21 protein-coding genes are annotated in these 18,846 nt (G+C 66.4%); 3 read left to right on the top strand and 18 right to left on the bottom strand.

The annotated features are described in order from the left end of the window. Positions 1–18 precede the first annotated feature (18 nt). The 6 genes from RSO01_RS40650 to RSO01_RS40675 all read right to left on the bottom strand — a co-directional run bounded on the left by RSO01_RS40650 (position 19) and on the right by RSO01_RS40675 (position 6,350). On the bottom strand, positions 19–456 hold the full coding sequence (locus tag RSO01_RS40650; RefSeq protein ID WP_147156332.1) for a GNAT family N-acetyltransferase: 438 nt from the start codon (positions 454–456) through the stop codon (positions 19–21). A 7-nt stretch (positions 457–463) separates the two neighbouring features. Further along, positions 464–1,303, bottom strand: coding sequence for an alpha/beta fold hydrolase (locus RSO01_RS40655; protein ID WP_147156314.1), 840 nt, complete (start codon positions 1,301–1,303; stop codon positions 464–466). Positions 1,304–1,331: 28 nt separating this feature from the next. Next, positions 1,332–2,756, bottom strand: a complete 1,425-nt coding sequence (locus RSO01_RS40660) for a cytochrome B6 (protein WP_308933116.1) — start codon at positions 2,754–2,756, stop codon at positions 1,332–1,334. A 148-nt stretch (positions 2,757–2,904) separates the two neighbouring features. Then, positions 2,905–4,746, bottom strand: a complete 1,842-nt coding sequence (locus RSO01_RS40665; RefSeq protein WP_147156315.1) for an ABC transporter ATP-binding protein/permease — start codon at positions 4,744–4,746, stop codon at positions 2,905–2,907. Next, a complete protein-coding gene (locus RSO01_RS40670) occupies positions 4,747–5,541 on the bottom strand; it encodes a class II aldolase/adducin family protein (protein ID WP_147156316.1) in 795 nt (264 codons plus the stop codon). 68 nt (positions 5,542–5,609) lie between these two features. After that, positions 5,610–6,350, bottom strand: coding sequence for a sulfite exporter TauE/SafE family protein (locus tag RSO01_RS40675; RefSeq protein ID WP_147156317.1), 741 nt, complete (start codon positions 6,348–6,350; stop codon positions 5,610–5,612). Positions 6,351–6,430: 80 nt separating this feature from the next. On the opposite strand from RSO01_RS40675, the gene RSO01_RS40680 reads away from it, so the two are divergent. After that, the gene (locus tag RSO01_RS40680) at positions 6,431–7,312 is read left to right on the top strand and encodes a LysR substrate-binding domain-containing protein (protein ID WP_147156318.1); all 882 of its coding nucleotides are present in this window, start codon (positions 6,431–6,433) and stop codon (positions 7,310–7,312) included. A gap of 44 nt (positions 7,313–7,356) precedes the next feature. Here the strand turns inward: RSO01_RS40680 and RSO01_RS40685 are convergent, their stop codons facing one another. The 12 genes from RSO01_RS40685 to RSO01_RS40740 form a co-directional block, all read right to left on the bottom strand. Next, positions 7,357–7,836 carry an Lrp/AsnC family transcriptional regulator gene (locus tag RSO01_RS40685; protein WP_147156319.1) on the bottom strand — a complete coding sequence of 160 codons (480 nt, stop codon included), beginning with the start codon at positions 7,834–7,836 and terminating at the stop codon, positions 7,357–7,359. A 93-nt stretch (positions 7,837–7,929) separates the two neighbouring features. Continuing rightward, positions 7,930–8,202 carry a hypothetical protein gene (locus RSO01_RS40690; protein ID WP_147156320.1) on the bottom strand — a complete coding sequence of 91 codons (273 nt, stop codon included), beginning with the start codon at positions 8,200–8,202 and terminating at the stop codon, positions 7,930–7,932. Positions 8,203–8,317: 115 nt separating this feature from the next. Continuing rightward, complete coding sequence (locus RSO01_RS40695; RefSeq protein ID WP_147156321.1) at positions 8,318–9,280, bottom strand: TAXI family TRAP transporter solute-binding subunit; 963 nt, start codon at positions 9,278–9,280, stop codon at positions 8,318–8,320. Between the two features lie 19 nt (positions 9,281–9,299). After that, positions 9,300–10,088: a sulfur oxidation c-type cytochrome SoxA gene (soxA, locus tag RSO01_RS40700; protein ID WP_246159154.1), complete on the bottom strand. Its 789-nt coding sequence runs from the start codon at positions 10,086–10,088 to the stop codon at positions 9,300–9,302. Beyond that, positions 10,075–10,395, bottom strand: coding sequence for a thiosulfate oxidation carrier complex protein SoxZ (gene soxZ, locus RSO01_RS40705; protein ID WP_147156323.1), 321 nt, complete (start codon positions 10,393–10,395; stop codon positions 10,075–10,077). The genes soxA and soxZ overlap by 14 nt, the downstream gene beginning before the upstream one ends. Further along, complete coding sequence (locus RSO01_RS40710) at positions 10,392–10,844, bottom strand: SoxY-related AACIE arm protein (protein WP_147156324.1); 453 nt, start codon at positions 10,842–10,844, stop codon at positions 10,392–10,394. Before RSO01_RS40710 ends, soxZ begins: the two co-directional genes overlap by 4 nt. A 2-nt stretch (positions 10,845–10,846) precedes the next feature. Further along, positions 10,847–11,254, bottom strand: a complete 408-nt coding sequence (gene soxX, locus RSO01_RS40715; protein ID WP_218037619.1) for a sulfur oxidation c-type cytochrome SoxX — start codon at positions 11,252–11,254, stop codon at positions 10,847–10,849. Between the two features lie 35 nt (positions 11,255–11,289). After that, positions 11,290–12,552: an NAD(P)/FAD-dependent oxidoreductase gene (locus tag RSO01_RS40720; RefSeq protein WP_147156326.1), complete on the bottom strand. Its 1,263-nt coding sequence runs from the start codon at positions 12,550–12,552 to the stop codon at positions 11,290–11,292. 3 nt (positions 12,553–12,555) lie between these two features. Further along, a complete protein-coding gene (locus tag RSO01_RS40725; protein ID WP_246159155.1) occupies positions 12,556–12,870 on the bottom strand; it encodes a c-type cytochrome in 315 nt (104 codons plus the stop codon). After that, positions 12,867–15,029, bottom strand: coding sequence for a xanthine dehydrogenase family protein molybdopterin-binding subunit (locus RSO01_RS40730; RefSeq protein WP_147156327.1), 2,163 nt, complete (start codon positions 15,027–15,029; stop codon positions 12,867–12,869). Before RSO01_RS40730 ends, RSO01_RS40725 begins: the two co-directional genes overlap by 4 nt. Positions 15,030–15,044: 15 nt before the next feature. Then, positions 15,045–15,494, bottom strand: coding sequence for a (2Fe-2S)-binding protein (locus RSO01_RS40735; RefSeq protein ID WP_147156328.1), 450 nt, complete (start codon positions 15,492–15,494; stop codon positions 15,045–15,047). A 212-nt stretch (positions 15,495–15,706) separates the two neighbouring features. Next, entirely contained in the window at positions 15,707–16,366 is a 660-nt protein-coding gene (locus tag RSO01_RS40740) for an adenylate/guanylate cyclase domain-containing protein (RefSeq protein WP_170303738.1), read from the bottom strand. 201 nt (positions 16,367–16,567) lie between these two features. On the opposite strand from RSO01_RS40740, the gene RSO01_RS40745 reads away from it, so the two are divergent. Together RSO01_RS40745 and RSO01_RS40750 are read left to right on the top strand one after the other, a co-directional pair. Further along, positions 16,568–17,287 carry a response regulator gene (locus RSO01_RS40745; protein ID WP_147156330.1) on the top strand — a complete coding sequence of 240 codons (720 nt, stop codon included), beginning with the start codon at positions 16,568–16,570 and terminating at the stop codon, positions 17,285–17,287. 44 nt (positions 17,288–17,331) lie between these two features. Then, on the top strand, positions 17,332–18,717 hold the full coding sequence (locus RSO01_RS40750) for an ATP-binding protein (protein WP_308933117.1): 1,386 nt from the start codon (positions 17,332–17,334) through the stop codon (positions 18,715–18,717). The last annotated feature ends 129 nt before the right edge of the window (positions 18,718–18,846 follow it).

The raw sequence follows: 18,846 nt of genomic DNA on the forward strand, positions 1-18,846 counted from the left end.
CCCGCGGTCCCGCAAGAGCTAGAGGCGCTTGCTCATGTGGGTCACGACGCCGACCGGGACCACTTCCTCGCGGTCGACCTGGTAACCGAGCCGGCGATAGAGCTCGATGTTCTCGACGAAACGCTGGTTGGTATAGAGCCTGATCATGCCGAAGCCGAGCTCATGCGCCAATGTCTCGGCGTGCGCCATCAGCTTGCGGCCAAGCCCGCGGCCCTGGAAGGAGGGCGAGACGGCGACATTCTCGACCAGCAGGTGATCAGCCTCGCGAATCGTCTCGATCAGGGCGGCGAGCGTCTCGTCGACGTACAAAAGATCAAAGCGATGCCTGGTGACGGCTTCGTCGTAGTTCGCCGTCATGGGCTTGGGCTCGCGGCCGATCAGCGGCACCCACTTGGCGTAGGCCGTGCGCGTCAGCTCGCGGATCGCGCCGGCGTCCGCTGCCGTGGCTTGTCTCATCTCCACGTCACGCCCTCCGTTCGGCGAGCGCGATGCGCGCCAGCCAGTCGTCGATCAGGGCCGGCAACAGATTGGGCGTCTCCATCGGCCAGCCGTGGTCGGCGCGATCGAGCGCCACGAAGGTGGCGCGCGGGTAGCTGTCCAGGATGCTCCAGGCGTCGCGGTAGCCCACGGTGGTGTCGCGCCGGCCGGCGATGATCAGCGTCGGCTCCTCGAATGTCTTCTCGACTTCGACCAGATCGAAGGAAAAGCCGTAGCGCTTGGGATCGGCGCGCATCTCGTTGGCGATGGGCGCCGTGGCCTGGATGGCCGGCTGCACCACCGCATCGCGCTTGTGCTTCAGCGACTCGGCATAGGCTGGTGTCTGGATCAGGAGATCGCCCAGGTTCGTGCGGTCATCGGCATCGAGCGAGGCCATGAAGGCATCGTCCGCCACCAGTGCCTGGAACGGCGGCAGCGCTCGGCGCGCATCCTCGGCGAAGATGCAAGGTACGCGCAGCAGCAGGCCGGCAATCCTGGACCGCCGACGCGCCGCGACGGCACGCGCGAGATAGGCGCCGAGCGAGGTACCGGCCAGCACGAAGCGGGCCGGCAGTACCTGGTCGACGAAGGCCAACAGGGCGTCCAGCACGTCGTCCTGGCTCTTGAGGCTGTCTTTTGCCACCGACCGGCCCATGCCCGGCAGGTCGGGATAGATCCGCCGCCAGCCGGGCCGCGTCGCGAAGATCTTCTCGTAATCGAAGATCTCGACCCGGCGATCCATCGTCCAGCCGTGCAGGAGCAGGATCGGCCGGCCCTCGCCGTGCTCCTCGTAGTTGATCGTGGCCTTCTCGGTCTCGCACTGCATGCTGCCCCCGGATGCTCCGGGACAGCACCTACAGCGTCCGCAGGAACTGCACCAGATCCTGTTTCTCCTGGTCGCTGAGCTTGGTGCCCAGCACCAGGTTGAAGAACTCGACCGTGTCGTCGAGCGTCAGCAGACGGCCGTCATGCAGGTAGGGCGGCGAGTCCTTGATGCCGCGCAGGGGGAAGGTCTTGATCGGGCCGTCGGTGGTGGCGAAGCGGCCGTTGACCATCTGCGGCTTGAAGAAGCGCTCGACCTGGAGATTGTGCATCAGGTTGTCGGTGTAGAACGGCGGCACGTGGCAGACCGAGCACTGGCCCTTGCCGAAGAACACCTCCTGGCCGCGCAGCTCCGCCGGCGTGGCTTTCGAAGGATCGAGCTTGCCTAGAAGGTCGAGCTTGGGCGCTGGCGGGAAGTCGAGCAGCTCCTGGAACTCGGCCATGAAATGCACCTGGCTGCCGCGCTCCAGCACGTTCACCCCCTTCTTGGCGGCGATCACATGATCGCCGTCGAAATAGGCGCCACGCTGCTCGAATTCGGTGAAATCTTCGACCGTCTTGAGCGCCCGCTGCGAGCCGAACAGGCGCTGGATATTGACGCCGCGCAGCGGCGGCGTGTCGATGCGCCGGCGCAGCTCCTGCGGGCGGACATCGCCCGACAGATGCGTGGCGGCGTTGGTGTGTCCGTTGGCATGGCAGTCGAGACAGGCGACGCCTCGGCTGAATTTTTCGCTGCGGCGATCTTCGGTCTGGTTGAACTGCTGCTGCGGGAACGGCGTCAGCAGCAGGCGCAGGCCTTCGAGCTGCTTGGGATTGAGGATGCCGTTGAACAAGTCATAGAAGTTGGCGATGGTGACCAGCTTGCCCTGCGAGACGTCGCCGAGGTCGGGCCGCGTCGTCAAAAACATCGGCGCCGGGAACTCCGGCAGGAGGTGATCGGGCAGGTCGAACTCGAGATCGAACCGCGTGAGGTCGCGATCCTCCTGCTTCTTGATCTCCTCGATGGCGAACTTGGGGAACAGCATGCCGCCTTCGGGATGGTTGGGATGCGGCAATGGCAGGAAGCCCTTCGGGAACAGCCCGCGTTCGCGGATGTCGTTGCTGTCGAGGCCGGCGAGCTGCGCCCAGCTCGTGCCGGCCGGCAGCTTTATGCGCACCCCGTCTTGGACCGGCTTGCCGCGTGTCATGGTCACGCCCGCCGCGGCGCGGTTGGCGAGGTCGTAGCGCTCGGCCAGAAGGTCGGCTTGGCGCTTCTGGACGGCGGGCTGCGCCGCCTTCATCCGCTGCATGGTGGTGGCAAACGGCTCCTTGATGTCGACTGGCATGTAGCTGGTGGCCCCACGCGGCGGTGGCGGCTGTTGCTGCGGCGGCTGCTGGGCGTGGGCGATGGCAAAGCTCACGGCCGCCGTGGCCGCGGTGAGTGCCGTCCAGGTCAAGGCGCGTTTGGAAATAGCCATGGCAATCCCCCTTCGGGCTCCGTCGCTGCCCCCTCCCCTAGCCTCTCCCCCTGCGGGCCCTAGGGGGGAGAGGAACTTGAGCGGTCTGACTGAGATGTTGGACGCGGGAGCAACGTCGCACTGGGCGATGTGTTGCCGCATACCTGACTCAGCGCCCGGTCAGGGTCCTGCGGAAGTACGACCAGAAGCCCGGTCCCGCGGGCTCGGCGCGGCTGGCGGCCGACATGCGGCGGTAGATGTCGCGCAGGCCGCGCTCGCCGGCGCGGGCGCGCAGGTTCGCGCCGTCCTCGCCTGGCTCCAGCACCAGCTCGCGAGTATGGAAGGCTTCGAGGCCCGGGCGATGGCCGATGCTGATCACCGCGGTCTCGGGTAGGTCCTCGGCCAGGAGCCTCATGACGTTGGCCTGGCCCGCCTCGTCGAGCGCCGACGTCGCCTCGTCCATGAACACCCAGGCCGGCCGCTGCATCAGCACGCGCGCGAAGGCCACGCGCTGCTGCTCGCCGCCCGACAGGATCTGGTCCCAGCGCTCCTCGTCGTCGAGGCGCCCGCGCAGGTGATCGAGCCCGACCTTGTGCAGGGCCTCGCGCAGCTCTTCGTCATCGACATCCTCGGGCTTCTTTGGATAGAGCATGGCCTGGCGCAACGTGCCCAGCGGGAAATATGGCTTCTGCGGCATGAAGGCGATGGCCCCCTTGGGCAGTTCGACCGAACCACGCCCCCATGGCCAGACACCGGCGATTGCGCGCATGATGGTGCTCTTGCCGCTGCCCGACTGGCCGCGGATCAGCACCCGCTCGCCGGGCTGGATCTCGACCTCGGCCTCGGCCACCAGGGCCTCGCCGTCGGGCCGCGACAGGCCGACCTCGCGCAACACCAGGCGATCGGCACCGCCCGTCGTCACCTCGATATGCTCGCCGTCAGGCGTCTCGATCGTATCCTCGAGATCGTGCAATGCCGTGTGGAGCTGCACAACACGATCGACCGAGGCGCGCCAGTCGGCGAAACGCGGGAAGTTGTCGATCAGCCACGACAATGCCCATTGCACGTTGGAGAAGGCCTGGGCGGTCTGCATCAGCCCACCCAACTGCAGCTCGCCGCCGAGATAGCGCGGCAGCGCCACGACCAGCGGCACGACAGGCGCCAGATAGGCGAGCGAGCTGGTCAGCAGGGCAAGGCTGCCCTGCCCGCGCGTCTGGGCGTGCCAGGCCTGGCGCAGGTCGCCCATGGCACCGTGCAGACGCATACGCTCGTCGGGCTCGCCGCGCATCAAGGCGATGCCCTCGGCATTCTCGCGGGCGCGGATCAGCACCGAGCGGACGTCGGCCTCGCGGCCCTGACGCACGTTGCCGGCCTCGATCAGGCCGCGGCCCAGCGCATAGGTCAGGATCGAGCCGAACAGGGCGTAGAGCACGGCGGCCCACACCATGTAGCCCGGCAGGGAGAACTCGTACGTGCCGATCGTGATCGGCAACTCACCCGACAGCACCCACAGCACACTCAGGAAGGTGATGAGCTGCAGGATGCACTGCAGGATCGTCTGCGCGAACTCGATGGCGAGCTCGGTTGAGACGCGGATATCCTCGGCGATGCGGCCGTCGGGATTATCCAATTCGTCGGCCAGCAGGCCGAGCTGGTACTGCCGGCCGGCATGCAGCCAGCGCCGCGTCGTGACCTGGGTCAGCCAGCCTCGCCAGTTGATCTGCAGCCGGCGGCGGATATGCAGATGGATGGCGACGGCCACCCCCGCCGACACCACGATCGCCGCCAGCATGTAGAGCTGCTCGACCAGCATCGAGGTATCGCGCTTCTCCAGGGCATTGAAGAAGTCGCGATTCCAGATGTTGAGCCAGAGCGCGACGGCGACATTGATGGCGCCAAACAGCACCATGCCCGCGGTCAGCGTCCAGGCGATCACCCTATGGCCGGGCGCCGTCCAGTAGCCCGCGGCAAGAGCGGCGAAGGTGCGTAGCGAGCTTTGCGGCGTTTCCAATCAGTCGCGGAAGCCCGGATCGATCCGGTCAAGCTTCCGCAGCAGCGCCGGCCAGTCCATTACGCCGAACGGGCGGCGGACATGCGGCTGGAAATTCATGTAGGTCTCTTGGACGACGTCGTCCGGCACCTTGATAAGCGGGGTGTTGCACGACATGGCCGCGATCTGCGTCTTGCAGCTGAGCTCGAGCCGATGCATGGCGTTGAACGCCTCGGGAATGGTTGCGCCGGTGGTCAGCAGGCCGTGATTGCGCAGGATCAGGGCGTTGTTGTCGCCGAGATCCTTGGCCAGCGCCTCACGCGCGGCGGTATCGATCACCACGCCGTCGAAGTCATGGTAGCTGATCTTGGCGAAGCGCATCGACGTCTGGGTGTTGGGCAGCAGGCCGCACTCCATGGTCGACACCGCCATGCCCGCCCAGGTGTGGGTATGGATGATGCAGTTCACGTCGGGCTTGGCCATGTGGATGGCGCTATGAATCACGAAGCCAGCGCGATTGACGCCATACTTGAGCTCGCCGAAATCCGGCTGGGCGAGCACGTTACCCTCGTGGTCGATCTTGATCAGACTCGAGGCGGTGATCTCCTCGTAGAGCAGGCCGTAGGCATTGATCAGGAAGGCGTCGGGCTCGCCCGGCACGCGCATCGAGATGTGGTTGGCGATCAGGTCCGACATTCCATAGAGATCGATCAGCCGGTAGGCCGCGGCGCAATCCACGCGTGCCTGCCACTCCTCAGGAGAGACCTTCGAGCGTAGGTTGGCGACGTTCGGCTTCTTGAGGGCATGCACGGTCATGGGAACGCTCCGGAGCGATGGCGGTTGCCGAACGGTACCGCCCTCGCTGCCGACCGTCCATCAGCCGCTCAGCCGAGACCACGCAGTGCGAGATAGGCGCCGAGCGCCAGAAGCCCCACGAAGAAGCACAACCGGAAGGCCCGCGGCTGCAGCCTGGCGCGCACCGCTTGGCCAAGCCGCATGCCGGCCAGGGAAACGACCACGGCCAGCAGCGACGGGAGGACGAGGCCGGGCGCGAAGGCGTCGGCGCCGGCCAATGCAACCGCCAGCGCCACGGTCGAAACTGTGAAGGAGAGGCCGAGCGCCTGGACCAGTTCGTCCTTCTGCAAACCGATGGCCTGCAGGTAGGGGACCGCCGGAACGACGAACACGCCGGTAGCCGCCGTAATACCGCCTGTCACCGCGCCCGTGACGGGACCCAAGACGGGCTCGGCGGCGCGCGGCACGACCAGGCGCAACGCAGCCAGGCCGGAGAGAGCGTAGGCTACCAGCGACAGGCCGAGCGCCAGCCCGCCATGACGGCCGCCGATGCCGGCCAGCAGGGCCGCGCCGAGCCAGGTCCCGAGGCAGACACCGACGTTCAGCGGCCACAGCCGGCGCAGCAGACGGCGAAGATGCGGGCCATCCACCATCTGCCAGACGTTGGTGACCAGGGACGGCAGGACCAGCAGCGCCGCCGCCTCGGCCGGCGGCAGGACGACCGCCAGCAGCCCCATGGCGATGGTGGGCAGGCCGAGCCCGATGATGCCCTTGGTGAAGCCGGCCAGGACGAACACCAGGCAAACCAGGATCAGGGACGACAGCGCCATGGCGCACCATCAGCCGGCGATGGCACGACGACAATGCGGAGAATATGGACTCTGCCTTCGGATCAGACATAGGCTAGAGCATGCGCTTTGACCTCACCGACCTCCGCCTGTTCCGCCACGTCGCCGAAACCGGCAGCATCACAGGCGGGGCCGAGCGCGCGCACCTCGCCCTGGCCTCGGCGAGTGCCCGCATCCGCGGCATGGAGGAGATGCTCGCCGTGCCGCTGCTGCAGCGCGGGCGGCGCGGCGTACGGCTCACCGATGCCGGCCGCAACCTGCTCGACCATGCCCGCATCGTGCTGCAGCAGGTCGACACCATGCGCGGTGAGCTTTCGGCCTATTCGCGCGGGCTGAAGGGCAGCGTGCGGGTGTTGGCCAATACCGCCGCGCTGTCGGAACACCTGCCGAAGATGCTGGCGGACTTTTTGGCGGCCAATCCCACGATCGACCTCGACCTGGAGGATCGCGAGAGCCCGGCGATCGCCGCCGCCATCGCCGCCGGCGATGCCGACATCGGTATCGCCTCGCAGGCCGCCCTTGTCGGCGGCCTGGAAAGCCATCCGTTCCGGCCCGACCGATTGGTGCTGATCACACCCGCCGGGCACAGGCTGGCGCGGCGGCGGCAGACGGGCTTTGCCGAACTGCTCGACCTCGATTTCGTCGGCCTGCCGCGCGGCACGGCGCTCGATGGGCACCTGGCGATGCAGGCGGCCCGGCTTGGCCGCATGCGGAAACTGCGCGTCAGGGTGAGCAGCCTGGACGCCGTCTGCTCCATGGTGGCTGCGGGTGTCGGTGTCGCCATCGTGCCGGAAGCAGCGGCACGCCGGCAGCGCCGCGGCCTGCCGCTTGCCATCGTCCGCATCGCCGAGCCGTGGGCCAACCGCGAGCTCATGCTCTGCGTCCGCGATTCGCGGCGCCTGTCGCGGCCGGCGAAGAGGCTGTTCGATACGTTGCGCTCATAATCTTCCCGGACCGCCGGCCTCCAGGCCCGCGGTCCGGCAAGAAGCTACCGCTTCTTCACCGGCTTGATATCCGCGGCGATCGGATAGGCGGTCGTCGACTTGATACGCTCCATCGAGAAGCGCGAGGTCACGTTCTTGAGCGGCATGGTGTCTATGAGCTTCTTGTAGAAGGCATCGTAGGCCTGCATGTCGGGCACGGCGACGCGCAGCATGTAGTCGATGTCGCCGGCCATGCGATGGAATTCCATGACCTCGGGCATCGCCGTCACGAGCTGGGCGAACTTGCCGATCCATGCCGAGGAGTGATCGCCCGTCTCGATCGAGACGAACACCGTCAGCCCCATGCCGATCGATTCCGGCGAGATCAGCGCGACGCGGCGCAGGATGATGCCGGCCTTCTCCAGGCGCTGGATGCGCTTCCAGCACGGGCTTTGCGACAGGCCGACGCGATGCGCGATCTGCGCCAATGAGAGGCTGGCATCCTCCTGCAGGAGGGCCACGATCTTCCTGTCGATCGCATCCATGGATCAGTCACCCGTGAGGACAGCCGTCGCGCGCCGAGGCGGCGCTAACGCAGCACTGTCGGTCGTTGTTTGGGAAATCTCAACTGTGCGGTTCTAGACCGGCTGCGATTCCAGGCGCACCGGGGCGCCCAGCCGCGTGCTCAGGCTCTCCGCCAGGGCTTCGACGTCGCCGCCGAGCGGCCCGGCGTAGCTGGTGAGCCGGCGGTCGGCGTCGTTGAACCAGGACAGCCGCCAGGCGCCGTTTTGACACACCAGGGAGCCTACGACGCGACCATGGGCCGAGACGGTCCACAGCGCGGGCTCGCCGGTAGCGGCGAGGAACAGGCGGGTGGCGCGGGCAACGAACTGGTTGGCAAGGCTCAACATGCCTCGACTGTAGGTGCAGGCCGCTCCCGGGGGCAATGAAACGGGCGGTCGAATAGCGGCCGCGGCGTAGCAGATCCGCCTTCGGCACAGGCACGAAAAAGAAAATTCTTCCGGACTACCTGATCGCGCCGATCTCCCGGTAGTAGAGCTCGGCGCCACCCTGCAGCGCGTCGAGCCGCGGCAGCGAGACCAGCGTGTTCTTGACGGTGCTTTCGGCGAGCTGGCCGCCGAACAGGCTGCCTGCCTTTTCGACCTTGTGCAGCGCCGCAGCGAGCGCATAGCCCACCGAATCGTCGAGAAAGGGACGCGCCAGGACATAGCTCCACGAGCCGACCGTCAGCAGCGCATCGGACTGCCCAGGATAGCGCCCGGGCGGGATCGCGATGCGCCGCATGAAGCTGTGCTTGTGGACGATGCGGTCGATCTGGTCCTTGTCGGGCGTGATGAAGCGCGCGCCGCGCGGGTCGCTCGCGACCTTGATGAAGCCCGGCCAGCGGTTGCCGGAGCCCCACAACGCCGAAGCCCGGCCTTCCATCAGCATCGCCGGCCCGTCGGTCATGCGATCGGTATAGATGGGCTCGAAGTCCTTGTCGGGATCGAGACCCAACGCGTCCAGGACGTAGCGCGCCTGCAGCGCCAGCGCGCCCTCCTTGGAGTTCCAGACGACCGGCCGGCCCTTGAGATCCTCGATGGTGCGATAGCGGCTGTCGGCGCGCACGACGAACATGCCGGGGCTCGCATACACGGTGCAGATCACCTTGAGCTGGGTCGGCGGGCCCTGCTTGGAATTGAAGAGCTGCTGCGCCACCTCGCCGAACACCAGGCCGATATCGAGCTTGCCCTCCTGCAGCATCGGCACGTTCTCAACGCTGCCGCGGGTCGGCACGGGCTTTATCCCGACCGAGGGATTGGCCCACTTGACGGCGTCGACGAAGGCACCGGCATAGACGACGAAGCCGCCGCCTTCGCCGCCGGTGCCGAACTTCAAGCCGGTAGACTGCGCGGCAAGCTCGCCGGTCGACGCACCGGCCATCGTCAGACCGGCCAGTACCGAGCGTCTCGGCAAACGACGAGGCATTGCGACTGCCACTACCGGTTCAAGGCCTTACCCCCGGAGACTCGAATACCATGCCCTTGGCGCGGTCCATCAGGTAAATCTCGAGGGCGACATAGTCGACGGAGTCGTAGGGGTAGGCTTCAGCCCGGATGCCGACCAAGCAATTGCGCAGGCGCCGCTTCAGCGACCCCAGGGCCTGCCATTCCAGGCGGTAGAGAGGATAGCCGGTAGGATGGGCCTCGGGGATGGTGACGCCAGCGAGCTTCTTGCCGGCGTTGTCGTCGTGGCAGATGGCGCAGGAGAGATTGAGCTGGCCCTGGCGGCGTTGGTAGATCGCCGCTCCTTGCTCGCGGAACGGCACCAGCCGGGGATCGTTGGAGGGGGCGATCGACATGCCGCGTGATTGATTGGCGACGACTGCCATCAGCGCCAGCAGGTCCTGGCTCTCCGGCGCCAGCGGCTCGGCCTGCTGATGAGCGGTGCGGCAAAGCCTGATGCGGCCTTCGAGGTCGATCGGCTTGTCGCCGTCCTTGGGCATGGCGGGATAGCGCACCGCGACGCCTTTCATGTCCGCCAGGGCATGACAGTCGGCACATGACTTGTTGGCGGCACCGACGGGCTTGGCCCAGAGCTGGCGGCCAAGCTGGACGAACAGCATGCCGGGATTGGCCGTGTCGTCGTCCTGCATCTTCTGCAGCGCCGCGCCCATGTCCTGGTAGCCCGAGCGGCGCTTGTCGGCGCCTGCTTGCGCCAGAGCAAAGGACGCGGCGAAGACGACCGGCAACAGGGCCAGGACCGCGCGCCGGCCCAGCAGGTCAGGCAACGTCAATGGCGACGGACTCTTCGGCGGCGAAGCCTTCATCGCCGGTCCAGCGGAAGGTGATCTTGCCGCTCTCGCTCGCCACGGCGAAGAACGACACGAACGGATTGGCCGCGATCGCCGGCGAGAAATCCATGCGGAAGATCTCACTGCCGTTCCAGCTCGCCGTGAAACGCTCGATGATGTTGCGCGGGATGATGCGGCCGTTGGTGCCGGGCCGGAAGCCCGTCTCCATCGTATGCATGATCAGCGCCTTGAGCTCGATGACCTCGCCCTTCTTGGCGGTCTTGGGCGCGTTGATGAGGACGTTGGTCATGTCAGGTCCTCCAGGCAGGCGGCGAGCGTGACGATCACGTCGGCGCTGGCGCTGAAGAACTCACCCTTGCTGGTCTCGGCGATGGCCACGATCTTCTGCGAATCGCCGAGCTTGATGCGCGTGGCGATCATCGCCTTGCCGTTCTTCGGCGAGAGCCTGGCATCGAAGACATGCGGCTGCGGGTTCTTCTCGTTGAAGACGTGGATCGCCTTGACGTGGTCGGCCTCGGTCATCGGACTTTCGACCGAGACGGTGAGCGGCACGGCATTGCCGTTCTCGACCAGGGGCGGTACGTCGAGCGTCACGCGGCCTTCGCGGATCGCGTTGTCGCCGACGACTTCCTTGATGGCGGCCGCCATCGCTTCCGGCGTGGCGCGCGCTGATGCTAGCGGCAGCACACTGACCAGGGCGGCGCCCGCAATGAAAGTCCGTCTCGTCGTCCCGGCCATGACTACTCCTTCAGGGTCGCGAGATAGGCCACGACATCCTCGATCTGCTCGGCCGTCAAGATGGTCTTGCCCTCGAAGGACTTGGCGACACGCTGCAGGCCTGTCGTCCGATAATAGGGCGGCATGATCGTGTCGGGATTGAGACGCGAGCCGTCGACGATGCGCAGCCGCAGCTGGGCCACCGACCAACGCCCGCCCGCCCCCGCCAGGCTGGGCGCCAGAGTGCCCTGGAAGCGTTCCTCGGGGATCGGCCCGCTGTGACAGAGCAGGCAAAGACCGACGCTGCGGTTGGCGACGATGGCGCGGCCGCGCGCGGCGTCGCCCGGCTTGTCGGCAAGCGGCTTGGGGATGGCGTCACCCACGACGGTGTACCGCGGCTCCTGCGCCTGGGCTGCGGGGAGCAGAGCCATGGCGGTCGCGGCGAGCAGGCCCGCACGCCGCATGATCAGCCGAAGACCTCGGTCGTGATGGTCTTGAACCAGCTCGAGGCATAGAGCGCTTCCTGGCCACGGAAGCCGCCCACGACCTCCAGCGGGCTGGTGCCGCCGGCGCCGGGAATGTCTGTCAGCACGCCCTTGTCGGGGCGATAGACGCCGGCAACCGAGATGCCGTAGTCGGCCGCCACCAGGCTGTAGCAGGTGTTGATCAGGATCGGATCGACAGGCTTGCGCCCGGCCAGCAGCTCGACAATGGCCGCCGCGCAGACTTTGGCCTGGGCATTGGCAGCGAAGGCCGACTTGGGCATCCCGCCCATGATGGCCGAATCGCCAATGACGTGGATACCGGGCCGAAGCGTCGATTCGAAGGCGACCGGCTCGACCGGGCACCAGCCGGTGCGATCGGCGACACCCGCCTGCTGGGCGATCGTGCCGGCCTTCTGTGGCGGGATGACGTTGCCGACGGCGGCCTTGTGACGCGCGAAGTCGGTGACGAAGGTGAGCGTCGAGGGATCGACCGAGGTCACCTTGCCGCCCTGGCTGAGCGGCACCCATTCGATCATCCCCTGATAGAGCTCTGCCCAGCCGTTCTGGAACAGCCGCTGCTTGGAGAAGGTGTCCTTGGAATCGAGGATCAGCAGCTTGGACTTGGGCTTCCAGATCTTCAGCCAATAGGCGATCAGGCTGGCCCGTTCGTACGGGCCCGGCGGGCAGCGGAAGGGATTGGCCGGCGAGGAGATCACCACCAGGCCGCCATCGTCCATCGCCTGCAATTGCTGGCGCAGCAGGACGGTCTGTGCACCGGCTTTCCAGGCATGCGGCATCTTCTCGGCGGCCGCTTCGTCGTAACCCGGCAACGCGCCCCAGTTGATGTCGATGCCCGGCGACATCACCAGCCGGTCGTAGGAGAGCTTGTTGCCGTCGGCCAGCGTCACCGTCTTCGCCGAAGCGTCGACGGCCGTCGCCGACGTCTGCGCCAGCGTCACGCCGGCCTTCTTCACCCCGTCGTAGCCGAACTGCTGCTGAGAAATCTCGCGCAGGTCCGCCAGCACGTTGTTGCTGAACGGACAGGCCGTGAAGGTGGCGTTGGGTTCGACCAGAGTGACATCGAGCTTGGGCTCGAGCGCCTTCAACGTGCGCGCCGCCGTGGCGCCGCCGAAGCCGCCACCCGCGACGACGACACGGCCGCTGGCCTGCGCCGAGGCGATCGACGGCGTTGCCAGGCTGGCCGCAGCGGCGGTGAGCTTCAGGAAGGTGCGCCGTGTCGCCATGGCCTACTCCGGCTGAGCGGCGAACCATGCCGCGATGGCGTCGATCTGCTGATCGTCGAAGCCCTTGGCGATACGGCCCATGACGGTCGACGGCCAGGCGCCGCTGCGATACTCGCGCATGAACTGGACGATGTCGGACGCCTTGCGGCCGGCGATGCGCGGAATGACCGAATCCGGAATCCGCTGCGCCGCGTGGCAGCCCGTGCACGAGCTGGCGCCGGGCGGAGCCGTGTCCGCCGCCCGGACCGCCCCCCCTGCCACGACACTGGCCAGTGACAACACGCTGGCCAGCGCCGGTAACAGCAGGCGATGCTTCATGAAGCCTTCTTCAGGTCGGCATGCATCAGCGGCAGGTCGCGCACGCGCTTGCCCGTCGCCTTGGCGATACCGTTCAGCACCGCCGGTGCCGCCACCGCGATGGTGGGCTCACCGACGCCGCCCCAGAAATCGTGCGTCGGGACCAGGACAGTCTCGACCTTGGGCATCTCGTCCATGCGCATGACGTTGTAGCTGTCGAAGTTGGTCTGCTCGACGGCGCCGTCCTTGACGGTGATTTCGCCGTAGAGCATCGCCGACAGGCCATAGACGAACGAGCCCGAAACCTGACGTTCGATCTGCGCCGGATTGACCACGTGGCCCGGATTGGTGGCCGCGGTGATCTTGTGGATCTTGAGCGCCCCGTCGTCGCTCACCGACACTTCGGCGACGCCGGCGACGTAACTGCCGTAGCCCATGACCTGGGCAATGCCGTGGAAGTGGCCGGCCGGCAGCGGCTTGCCGTAGCCCGCCTTGTCGGCCGCGGCCTGCAGAACGGCCGCCCACTTGGGCTTCAGGAGCTTCAGCCGGAACGCCAGCGGATCCTGGCCAGCTGCCTGCGCCAACTCGTCCATGAAGCATTCCATGTAGACGGCATTCTGATTGACGTTCACGCCGCGCCAGAAGCCCGCCGTGATGTGCGGATTGCGCATGGCGTGGTCGATCAGCAGGTTGGGCACGTTGTAGCCGTAGGTCGCCTCGGGACCCTGGGCCATCACGCCCTGGAAGGTCGCGGGGTCCATGCCGTTCACGAGGTTCTGCGGCAGCAGCGAGGCCAGGATCGATTGGCCCGAGATGCGCATCTGCAGGCCGACCAGGTTGCCCTGGGCATCGAGACCGCCTGTCAGTTTGCACATCGTGGTCGGGTGATACTGGCAGTGCGTCATGTCCTCTTCACGCGACCAGATCAGCTTGACCGGCGTGCCGGGCATCTCCTTGGCGACCAGGACGGCCTGGCGAACGTAGTCGGCGCGGCCACGCCGGCCGAAGCCACCGCCCAGCAGCATCTTGTAGACCTCGCACTGCGCCACCGGCAGGCCGCAGGCCTCCGACGCGGCGGCAAGAGCCGCCTCGCCGTTCTGTGTGCCGCACCACACCTCGCACTTGTCGGCCGTGACCCGCGCCGTGGCGTTCATCGGCTCCATGGTGACATGGTGCTGGTAGGGGAAGCTGTAGGTCGCCGTGACCTTCTTGGCGGCACCGTCGATCGCTGCCTTGGCATCGCCGACCTTGTTGCCGACGAAAGCCTCGTTGGCGTCGAGGCCTTCCTTCAGCATGGCCGTGATGGTCTCGGTCTGGACCTCGCCCAACTTGCCGACATCCCACTCGGCCGGCAGCGCGGCGAGCGCGGTGCGCGCGTTCCAGTAAGTGTCGGCAACCACCACGACGGCGTTGCCATCGATCGCCACGACCTTCTTCACGCCGGGCATCTTCTCGACCTTGGCCGCGTCGAAGCTCTTGAGCTTGCCGCCGATCACCGGGCAGGCACGGACGGACGCGACCAGCATGCCAGGCATGGTGAAGTCGATGCCGTAAAGCTGCTTGCCCGTGACCTTGTCGACCGTATCGAGCCGCTTCAGGGGCTTGCCGGCGATCTTCCAATCCTTGGGGTCCTTGAGCTTGACCTCCTTGGGCGGCTCGAGCTGGGCGGCGGCCGCGGCGACGGCGCCGTAGGTCGTCTTCTTGCCCGAGCTGTGGGTGATGACGCCCTTGTCGACCTTGAGCTCGCCCGCCGGCACCTTCCACTCGGCGGCGGCTGCCGCGAGCAACATCTCGCGCGCCATGGCGCCGCCTTCGCGGACATACTGGTTGCTCTCGCGGATGCCGCGGCTGCCACCGGTCGAGAAGTTCTTCCAGACGCGGTTACGCTTCAGGTTCTCGCCAGGGGTCGGATATTCCCAGGTGACCTTGCTCCAGTCGCACTCGAGCTCCTCGGCGACCAGCTGGCAGAGGCCGGTGAGCGTGCCCTGGCCCATTTCGGAGCGGGCGACGCGGATCACCACCTTGTCGTCGGGCTGGATCACGACCCAGGCGTTGAGTTCCTTGACGGGCGACTGCGCCGACGCCTGGAAGGGAAAGGAGAAGCCGAGCGAGAAGCCGCCGGCGACCACTGCACTGCTGGCCAGGAAGTTACGCCGGCCGACTCGGGTCTGAATCGTCATGATCGAACCCTCCCTTTAGGCCTTGGACGCGGCGTGGATCGCTTCGCGCACCTGCACGTAGGTGCCGCAGCGGCAGATGTTGGTCATGGCCGCGTCGATGTCGGCGTCGGTCGGGTTGGGCTTGGCGGCGAGCAGCGCCGTAGCCGCCATCACCATGCCGCTCTGGCAGTAGCCGCACTGGGGTACATCGGCCGCCACCCAGGCCGCCTGGATCTTGTTCAGCGTGCCGTTGGCTGCCAGGCCTTCGATGGTCGTGACCTTCTTGGCGCCGACCGAATTCACTGGCACCTGGCAAGAGCGCGTCGCCACGCCGTCGATCATCACGGTGCAGGCGCCGCATTGGGCGATGCCGCAGCCGTACTTGGTCCCGGTGAGGCCGAGCTGCTCGCGCAAGACCCACAGAAGCGGCGTGCGCGGGTCGGCATTGTGGTTCAGGGCCTTGCCATTGACGTTGATGACAGCCATCCCGGTCTCCCGTCGTTTGGGGTTATGTCACGAACCTAGCCGACCGCCCCGCGGCCGGCCAGTGATCGCACGGATTTCACAGATGTGTGATGCTGCAATTCGAGTGCGCAGGGCCGGATACTCGCATTGGGTTGTCGCAGAATTTTACCGATCAATCGTGAATTTTGTCGCCACTTGTAACGTGCCGACCCGGCCGCACACTTTGATACATCTCAGCGTACGGCTAGAGCAGGACGAAGCCTGATCGGACGGCCTCGACCGGGCAGGCGAGCGGTCAGCACGTGCGGGAACGAGCAAAGCCGTTCATCGGCCGGCTCTTCCGCCGCCAGCATCCGGAAGAGATCGTCAGAAACGACGAGGTCGGTACCGAGAGTGCGGGTCATCCGCTCGATCCGATTGGCGACATTCACCGTGTCGCCGAAGGCGCCGAGCTTGCTGCGCCCCGGCAGCCCGGTGGCACCGACGACCAGCGGACCGGCATGCATTCCGACACCGATACGCGCCGCAGGCAACGCGGCGGGACGCTCGCGATTCCAGCTTTCCATGGCGGCGCGCATGGCAAAGCCGCAGGAGATCGCATCCTGCAGGAGGGACACTTCCGGATCGGCAGCAATCCACATCGCCACCGCGCCGTCGCCGACATAGTCGTCGAGGGTCGCGCCGTGACCGGCAATCTGCTTGGCCATTTCCCGATGAAAGCCGGACAGCAGGGCAAAGACCTCGGCCGGGTCGATCTCTTCGGACAGGGTGGTGAATCCGACGATGTCGGCAAAGAGCACCACGCCAAACGCCGGCTCCATCTGCGGCCAGCCGTAGAGCAGGTTCGATCTGTCGGACGCCGGTGGCATCGTGAACGCGGTGCGATGGCTCAAGGTTGTCCGTGCATCATGTTCGGCCCCTGGTTTTCGATCTGGTAGCCCCAATATGGGAGGCATCTGTCGCAGGGGTCTGTCCGCCAGCGGTGTTTTGAGTCACTGAGTGTCCCAGAACCGGCCGCCGACACATTCTGATAAACTTTTCTTGGGGCAGCTTTCTGCACGTTGCAGTAATTCACTGGTCGGTTGGACGACGCCATGGAACCCGCACCGCACATTGCCCTGGTCGACGATCATCGCGACATCCGCGATCTCGTCAGCAAGTACCTGAGCCAGCACGGCTATCGCGTAAGCGTCGCCGAGAACGGCGCCGCCTTGCGCCGGCTCCTGGAGCGCAGCGCCCCCGATCTCGTCGTCCTCGACATCATGATGCCGGGCGAGGATGGCATTTCCGTCTGTCGCCATCTGCGCAGCACGACGAACCTGCCCATCATCTTCCTGACGGCCATGGCCGAGGAAACCGAGCGGATCATCGGCCTCGAGATCGGTGCCGACGACTATCTGACCAAGCCGTTCAACCCGCGTGAACTCCTGGCGCGCATCAAGGCGGTGCTGCGGCGCGTGAACAGCCTGCCGCCGCAGCGCGACAAGTTGAAGGCCAAGGCGATCCGCTTCGATCGCTGGCATCTCAACGTGGGACGGCGCGAACTGGTGAATTCGCAAGGCGTCGGTGTGCCCTTGAGCACGGCCGAGTTTCGCCTGCTCAAGGCTTTCCTCGACCATGCCGGCCTGGTGCTGACCCGCGACCAGTTGCTCGACCTCACTGCCGGCCGCGCGGCCGAGGCCTTCGACCGCAGCATCGACAATCAGGTCAGCCGACTGCGCAAGAAGATCGAGCTCGACCCGAAGACTCCCATACTGATCAAGACCCACTGGGGTGGCGGCTACAGCTTCACCGCCGAGGTGGAGGAGGCATGAGGCGGCTTTGGGCACGTAGCCTCGCTGCGCAGATCATTGTCGCGATGCTGCTCGCCCTGGGGGTCTCGCAGGTCATCGGATTCATGATCTCGTGGGACGAACGCGGCCGGGCCCTTTACCTCGCCGCCAAGAGCGAGTTCCTCGTTCGAACCGCGTCGCTCGCCCAACTGCTCGAGACGACGCCGTCGACGCTCGAGAACGACATCCTGAATGCCAGCAACACGGCGTACACCCGGTTCTGGATCTCTCGCGACGAACCCGTCGACAGCACGGCCTGGCGGCACGAGGCGTGGACCGTGCTCGCCCAGCCGCTGCCGACGCTGTCGCAATCGGTATATGGCCAGCGCCGACTGGAGCGGCAGGCGTCGCAACCCTCCTATCCTTCGGGCAGCATCGTCGCCGCCGCCGCCGCGATGGCGCACCTGACATGGGCGACGCTGCCGGCGCACGCCTGGCCCCTCTCGCGGCCCGCGAAGTTCCTCTATCTCGACGAATCCAAAGGCATGGGGATCGCGGTCCGCCTCGAGTCGGGCGCCTGGCTCAACGCGGCCTATTCCAAGTCGATTCCCAACTCCATATGGACATCGCAGACGGCAATCTCGCTCGCCATATCGGCTGTGATCCTGTCGCTGATCGCGATCTTCGTCGCCCGCAGCATTGCAAGACCGATGCGCCGTCTTGCCGTTGCGGCGGAGGCGCTCGGTCGCGGCGAATCCATCAAGCCGCTGCCCGAATCGGGACCGGACGACATCCGGCAGACGGCCGAAGCCTTCAATCGCATGCAGGAGCGCCTGGAACGCTTCGTCCAGGATCGAACACGCATGCTGGCGGCAATCAGCCACGATATCCGGACGCCGCTCACCTCGTTGCGATTGCGCGCCGAGTTCGTCACCGACTCCGATGTCCAGGAGAAGATGCTGAAGACCATCGGCGAGATCCAGACGATGACGGAAGCCACGCTCGCCTTCGTGCGAGAAGAGGCCACGGCCGAAGCCACCCGCACAGTCGATCTACCAGCCCTGGTGGAAAGCCTCTGCGACGACCTGGCCGAGCTCGGCCGCAACGTCACCTTCATTGAAGGGGCGGCGATCAACTACCGGTGCAGGCCGGATGCCCTGCGCCGCGCCATCCGCAACCTGATCGAAAATGCCGTCCGCTATGGTGAACGTGCACGCGTGTCGGTCGCGCGGACGGCGAACAGCATCGACATCGTCGTTGAAGACGATGGGCCAGGCATTCCGGATGAGGTCATGGAGCAAGTCTTCGCGCCGTTCTATCGCCTGGAGGATTCGCGCAATCGCGAGACCGGCGGCGTCGGGCTGGGTCTGTCCATTGCCCGGGCCATCGCGCGTCATCACGGCGGCGACGTCGTCCTCAGCAATCGCGCCAAGGGCCTGCAAGCCACGATCAGCTTGCCGCTGCTCAGCTAAGTCCACGGCCTTTCACGCCGTCAGTGGGGTGCAGGCGCCTCTCGGCGTTGCCGGAGGGTGCATGCACTGTCGTCATCCCGCTCGTGATTTCTGCATTTTATGCATATTTTTGCAGGTCGGCCGGTGTCT

This window comes from Reyranella soli, assembly GCF_007992495.1.
Classification (GTDB): Bacteria; Pseudomonadota; Alphaproteobacteria; order Reyranellales; family Reyranellaceae; genus Reyranella; species Reyranella soli.

Excerpts from the sequence above, each read along its gene's own strand:
- RSO01_RS40730 (WP_147156327.1), bottom strand. The coding sequence starts at position 15,029 with ATGACGATTCAGACCCGAGTCGGCCGGCGTAACTTCCTGGCCAGCAGT.
- RSO01_RS40680 (WP_147156318.1), top strand. The coding sequence starts at position 6,431 with ATGCGCTTTGACCTCACCGACCTCCGCCTGTTCCGCCACGTCGCCGAA.
- soxZ (WP_147156323.1), bottom strand. The coding sequence starts at position 10,395 with ATGACCAACGTCCTCATCAACGCGCCCAAGACCGCCAAGAAGGGCGAG.
- RSO01_RS40710 (WP_147156324.1), bottom strand. The coding sequence starts at position 10,844 with ATGGCCGGGACGACGAGACGGACTTTCATTGCGGGCGCCGCCCTGGTC.
- RSO01_RS40670 (WP_147156316.1), bottom strand. The coding sequence starts at position 5,541 with ATGACCGTGCATGCCCTCAAGAAGCCGAACGTCGCCAACCTACGCTCG.
- RSO01_RS40655 (WP_147156314.1), bottom strand. The coding sequence starts at position 1,303 with ATGCAGTGCGAGACCGAGAAGGCCACGATCAACTACGAGGAGCACGGC.
- RSO01_RS40725 (WP_246159155.1), bottom strand. The coding sequence starts at position 12,870 with ATGAAGCATCGCCTGCTGTTACCGGCGCTGGCCAGCGTGTTGTCACTG.
- RSO01_RS40745 (WP_147156330.1), top strand. The coding sequence starts at position 16,568 with ATGGAACCCGCACCGCACATTGCCCTGGTCGACGATCATCGCGACATC.
- RSO01_RS40685 (WP_147156319.1), bottom strand. The coding sequence starts at position 7,836 with ATGGATGCGATCGACAGGAAGATCGTGGCCCTCCTGCAGGAGGATGCC.
- RSO01_RS40750 (WP_308933117.1), top strand. The coding sequence starts at position 17,332 with ATGCTGCTCGCCCTGGGGGTCTCGCAGGTCATCGGATTCATGATCTCG.
- RSO01_RS40695 (WP_147156321.1), bottom strand. The coding sequence starts at position 9,280 with ATGCCTCGTCGTTTGCCGAGACGCTCGGTACTGGCCGGTCTGACGATG.
- RSO01_RS40660 (WP_308933116.1), bottom strand. The coding sequence starts at position 2,756 with ATGGCTATTTCCAAACGCGCCTTGACCTGGACGGCACTCACCGCGGCC.
- RSO01_RS40650 (WP_147156332.1), bottom strand. The coding sequence starts at position 456 with ATGAGACAAGCCACGGCAGCGGACGCCGGCGCGATCCGCGAGCTGACG.
- RSO01_RS40720 (WP_147156326.1), bottom strand. The coding sequence starts at position 12,552 with ATGGCGACACGGCGCACCTTCCTGAAGCTCACCGCCGCTGCGGCCAGC.
- soxX (WP_218037619.1), bottom strand. The coding sequence starts at position 11,254 with ATGGCTCTGCTCCCCGCAGCCCAGGCGCAGGAGCCGCGGTACACCGTC.
- RSO01_RS40675 (WP_147156317.1), bottom strand. The coding sequence starts at position 6,350 with ATGGCGCTGTCGTCCCTGATCCTGGTTTGCCTGGTGTTCGTCCTGGCC.
- RSO01_RS40735 (WP_147156328.1), bottom strand. The coding sequence starts at position 15,494 with ATGGCTGTCATCAACGTCAATGGCAAGGCCCTGAACCACAATGCCGAC.
- RSO01_RS40690 (WP_147156320.1), bottom strand. The coding sequence starts at position 8,202 with ATGTTGAGCCTTGCCAACCAGTTCGTTGCCCGCGCCACCCGCCTGTTC.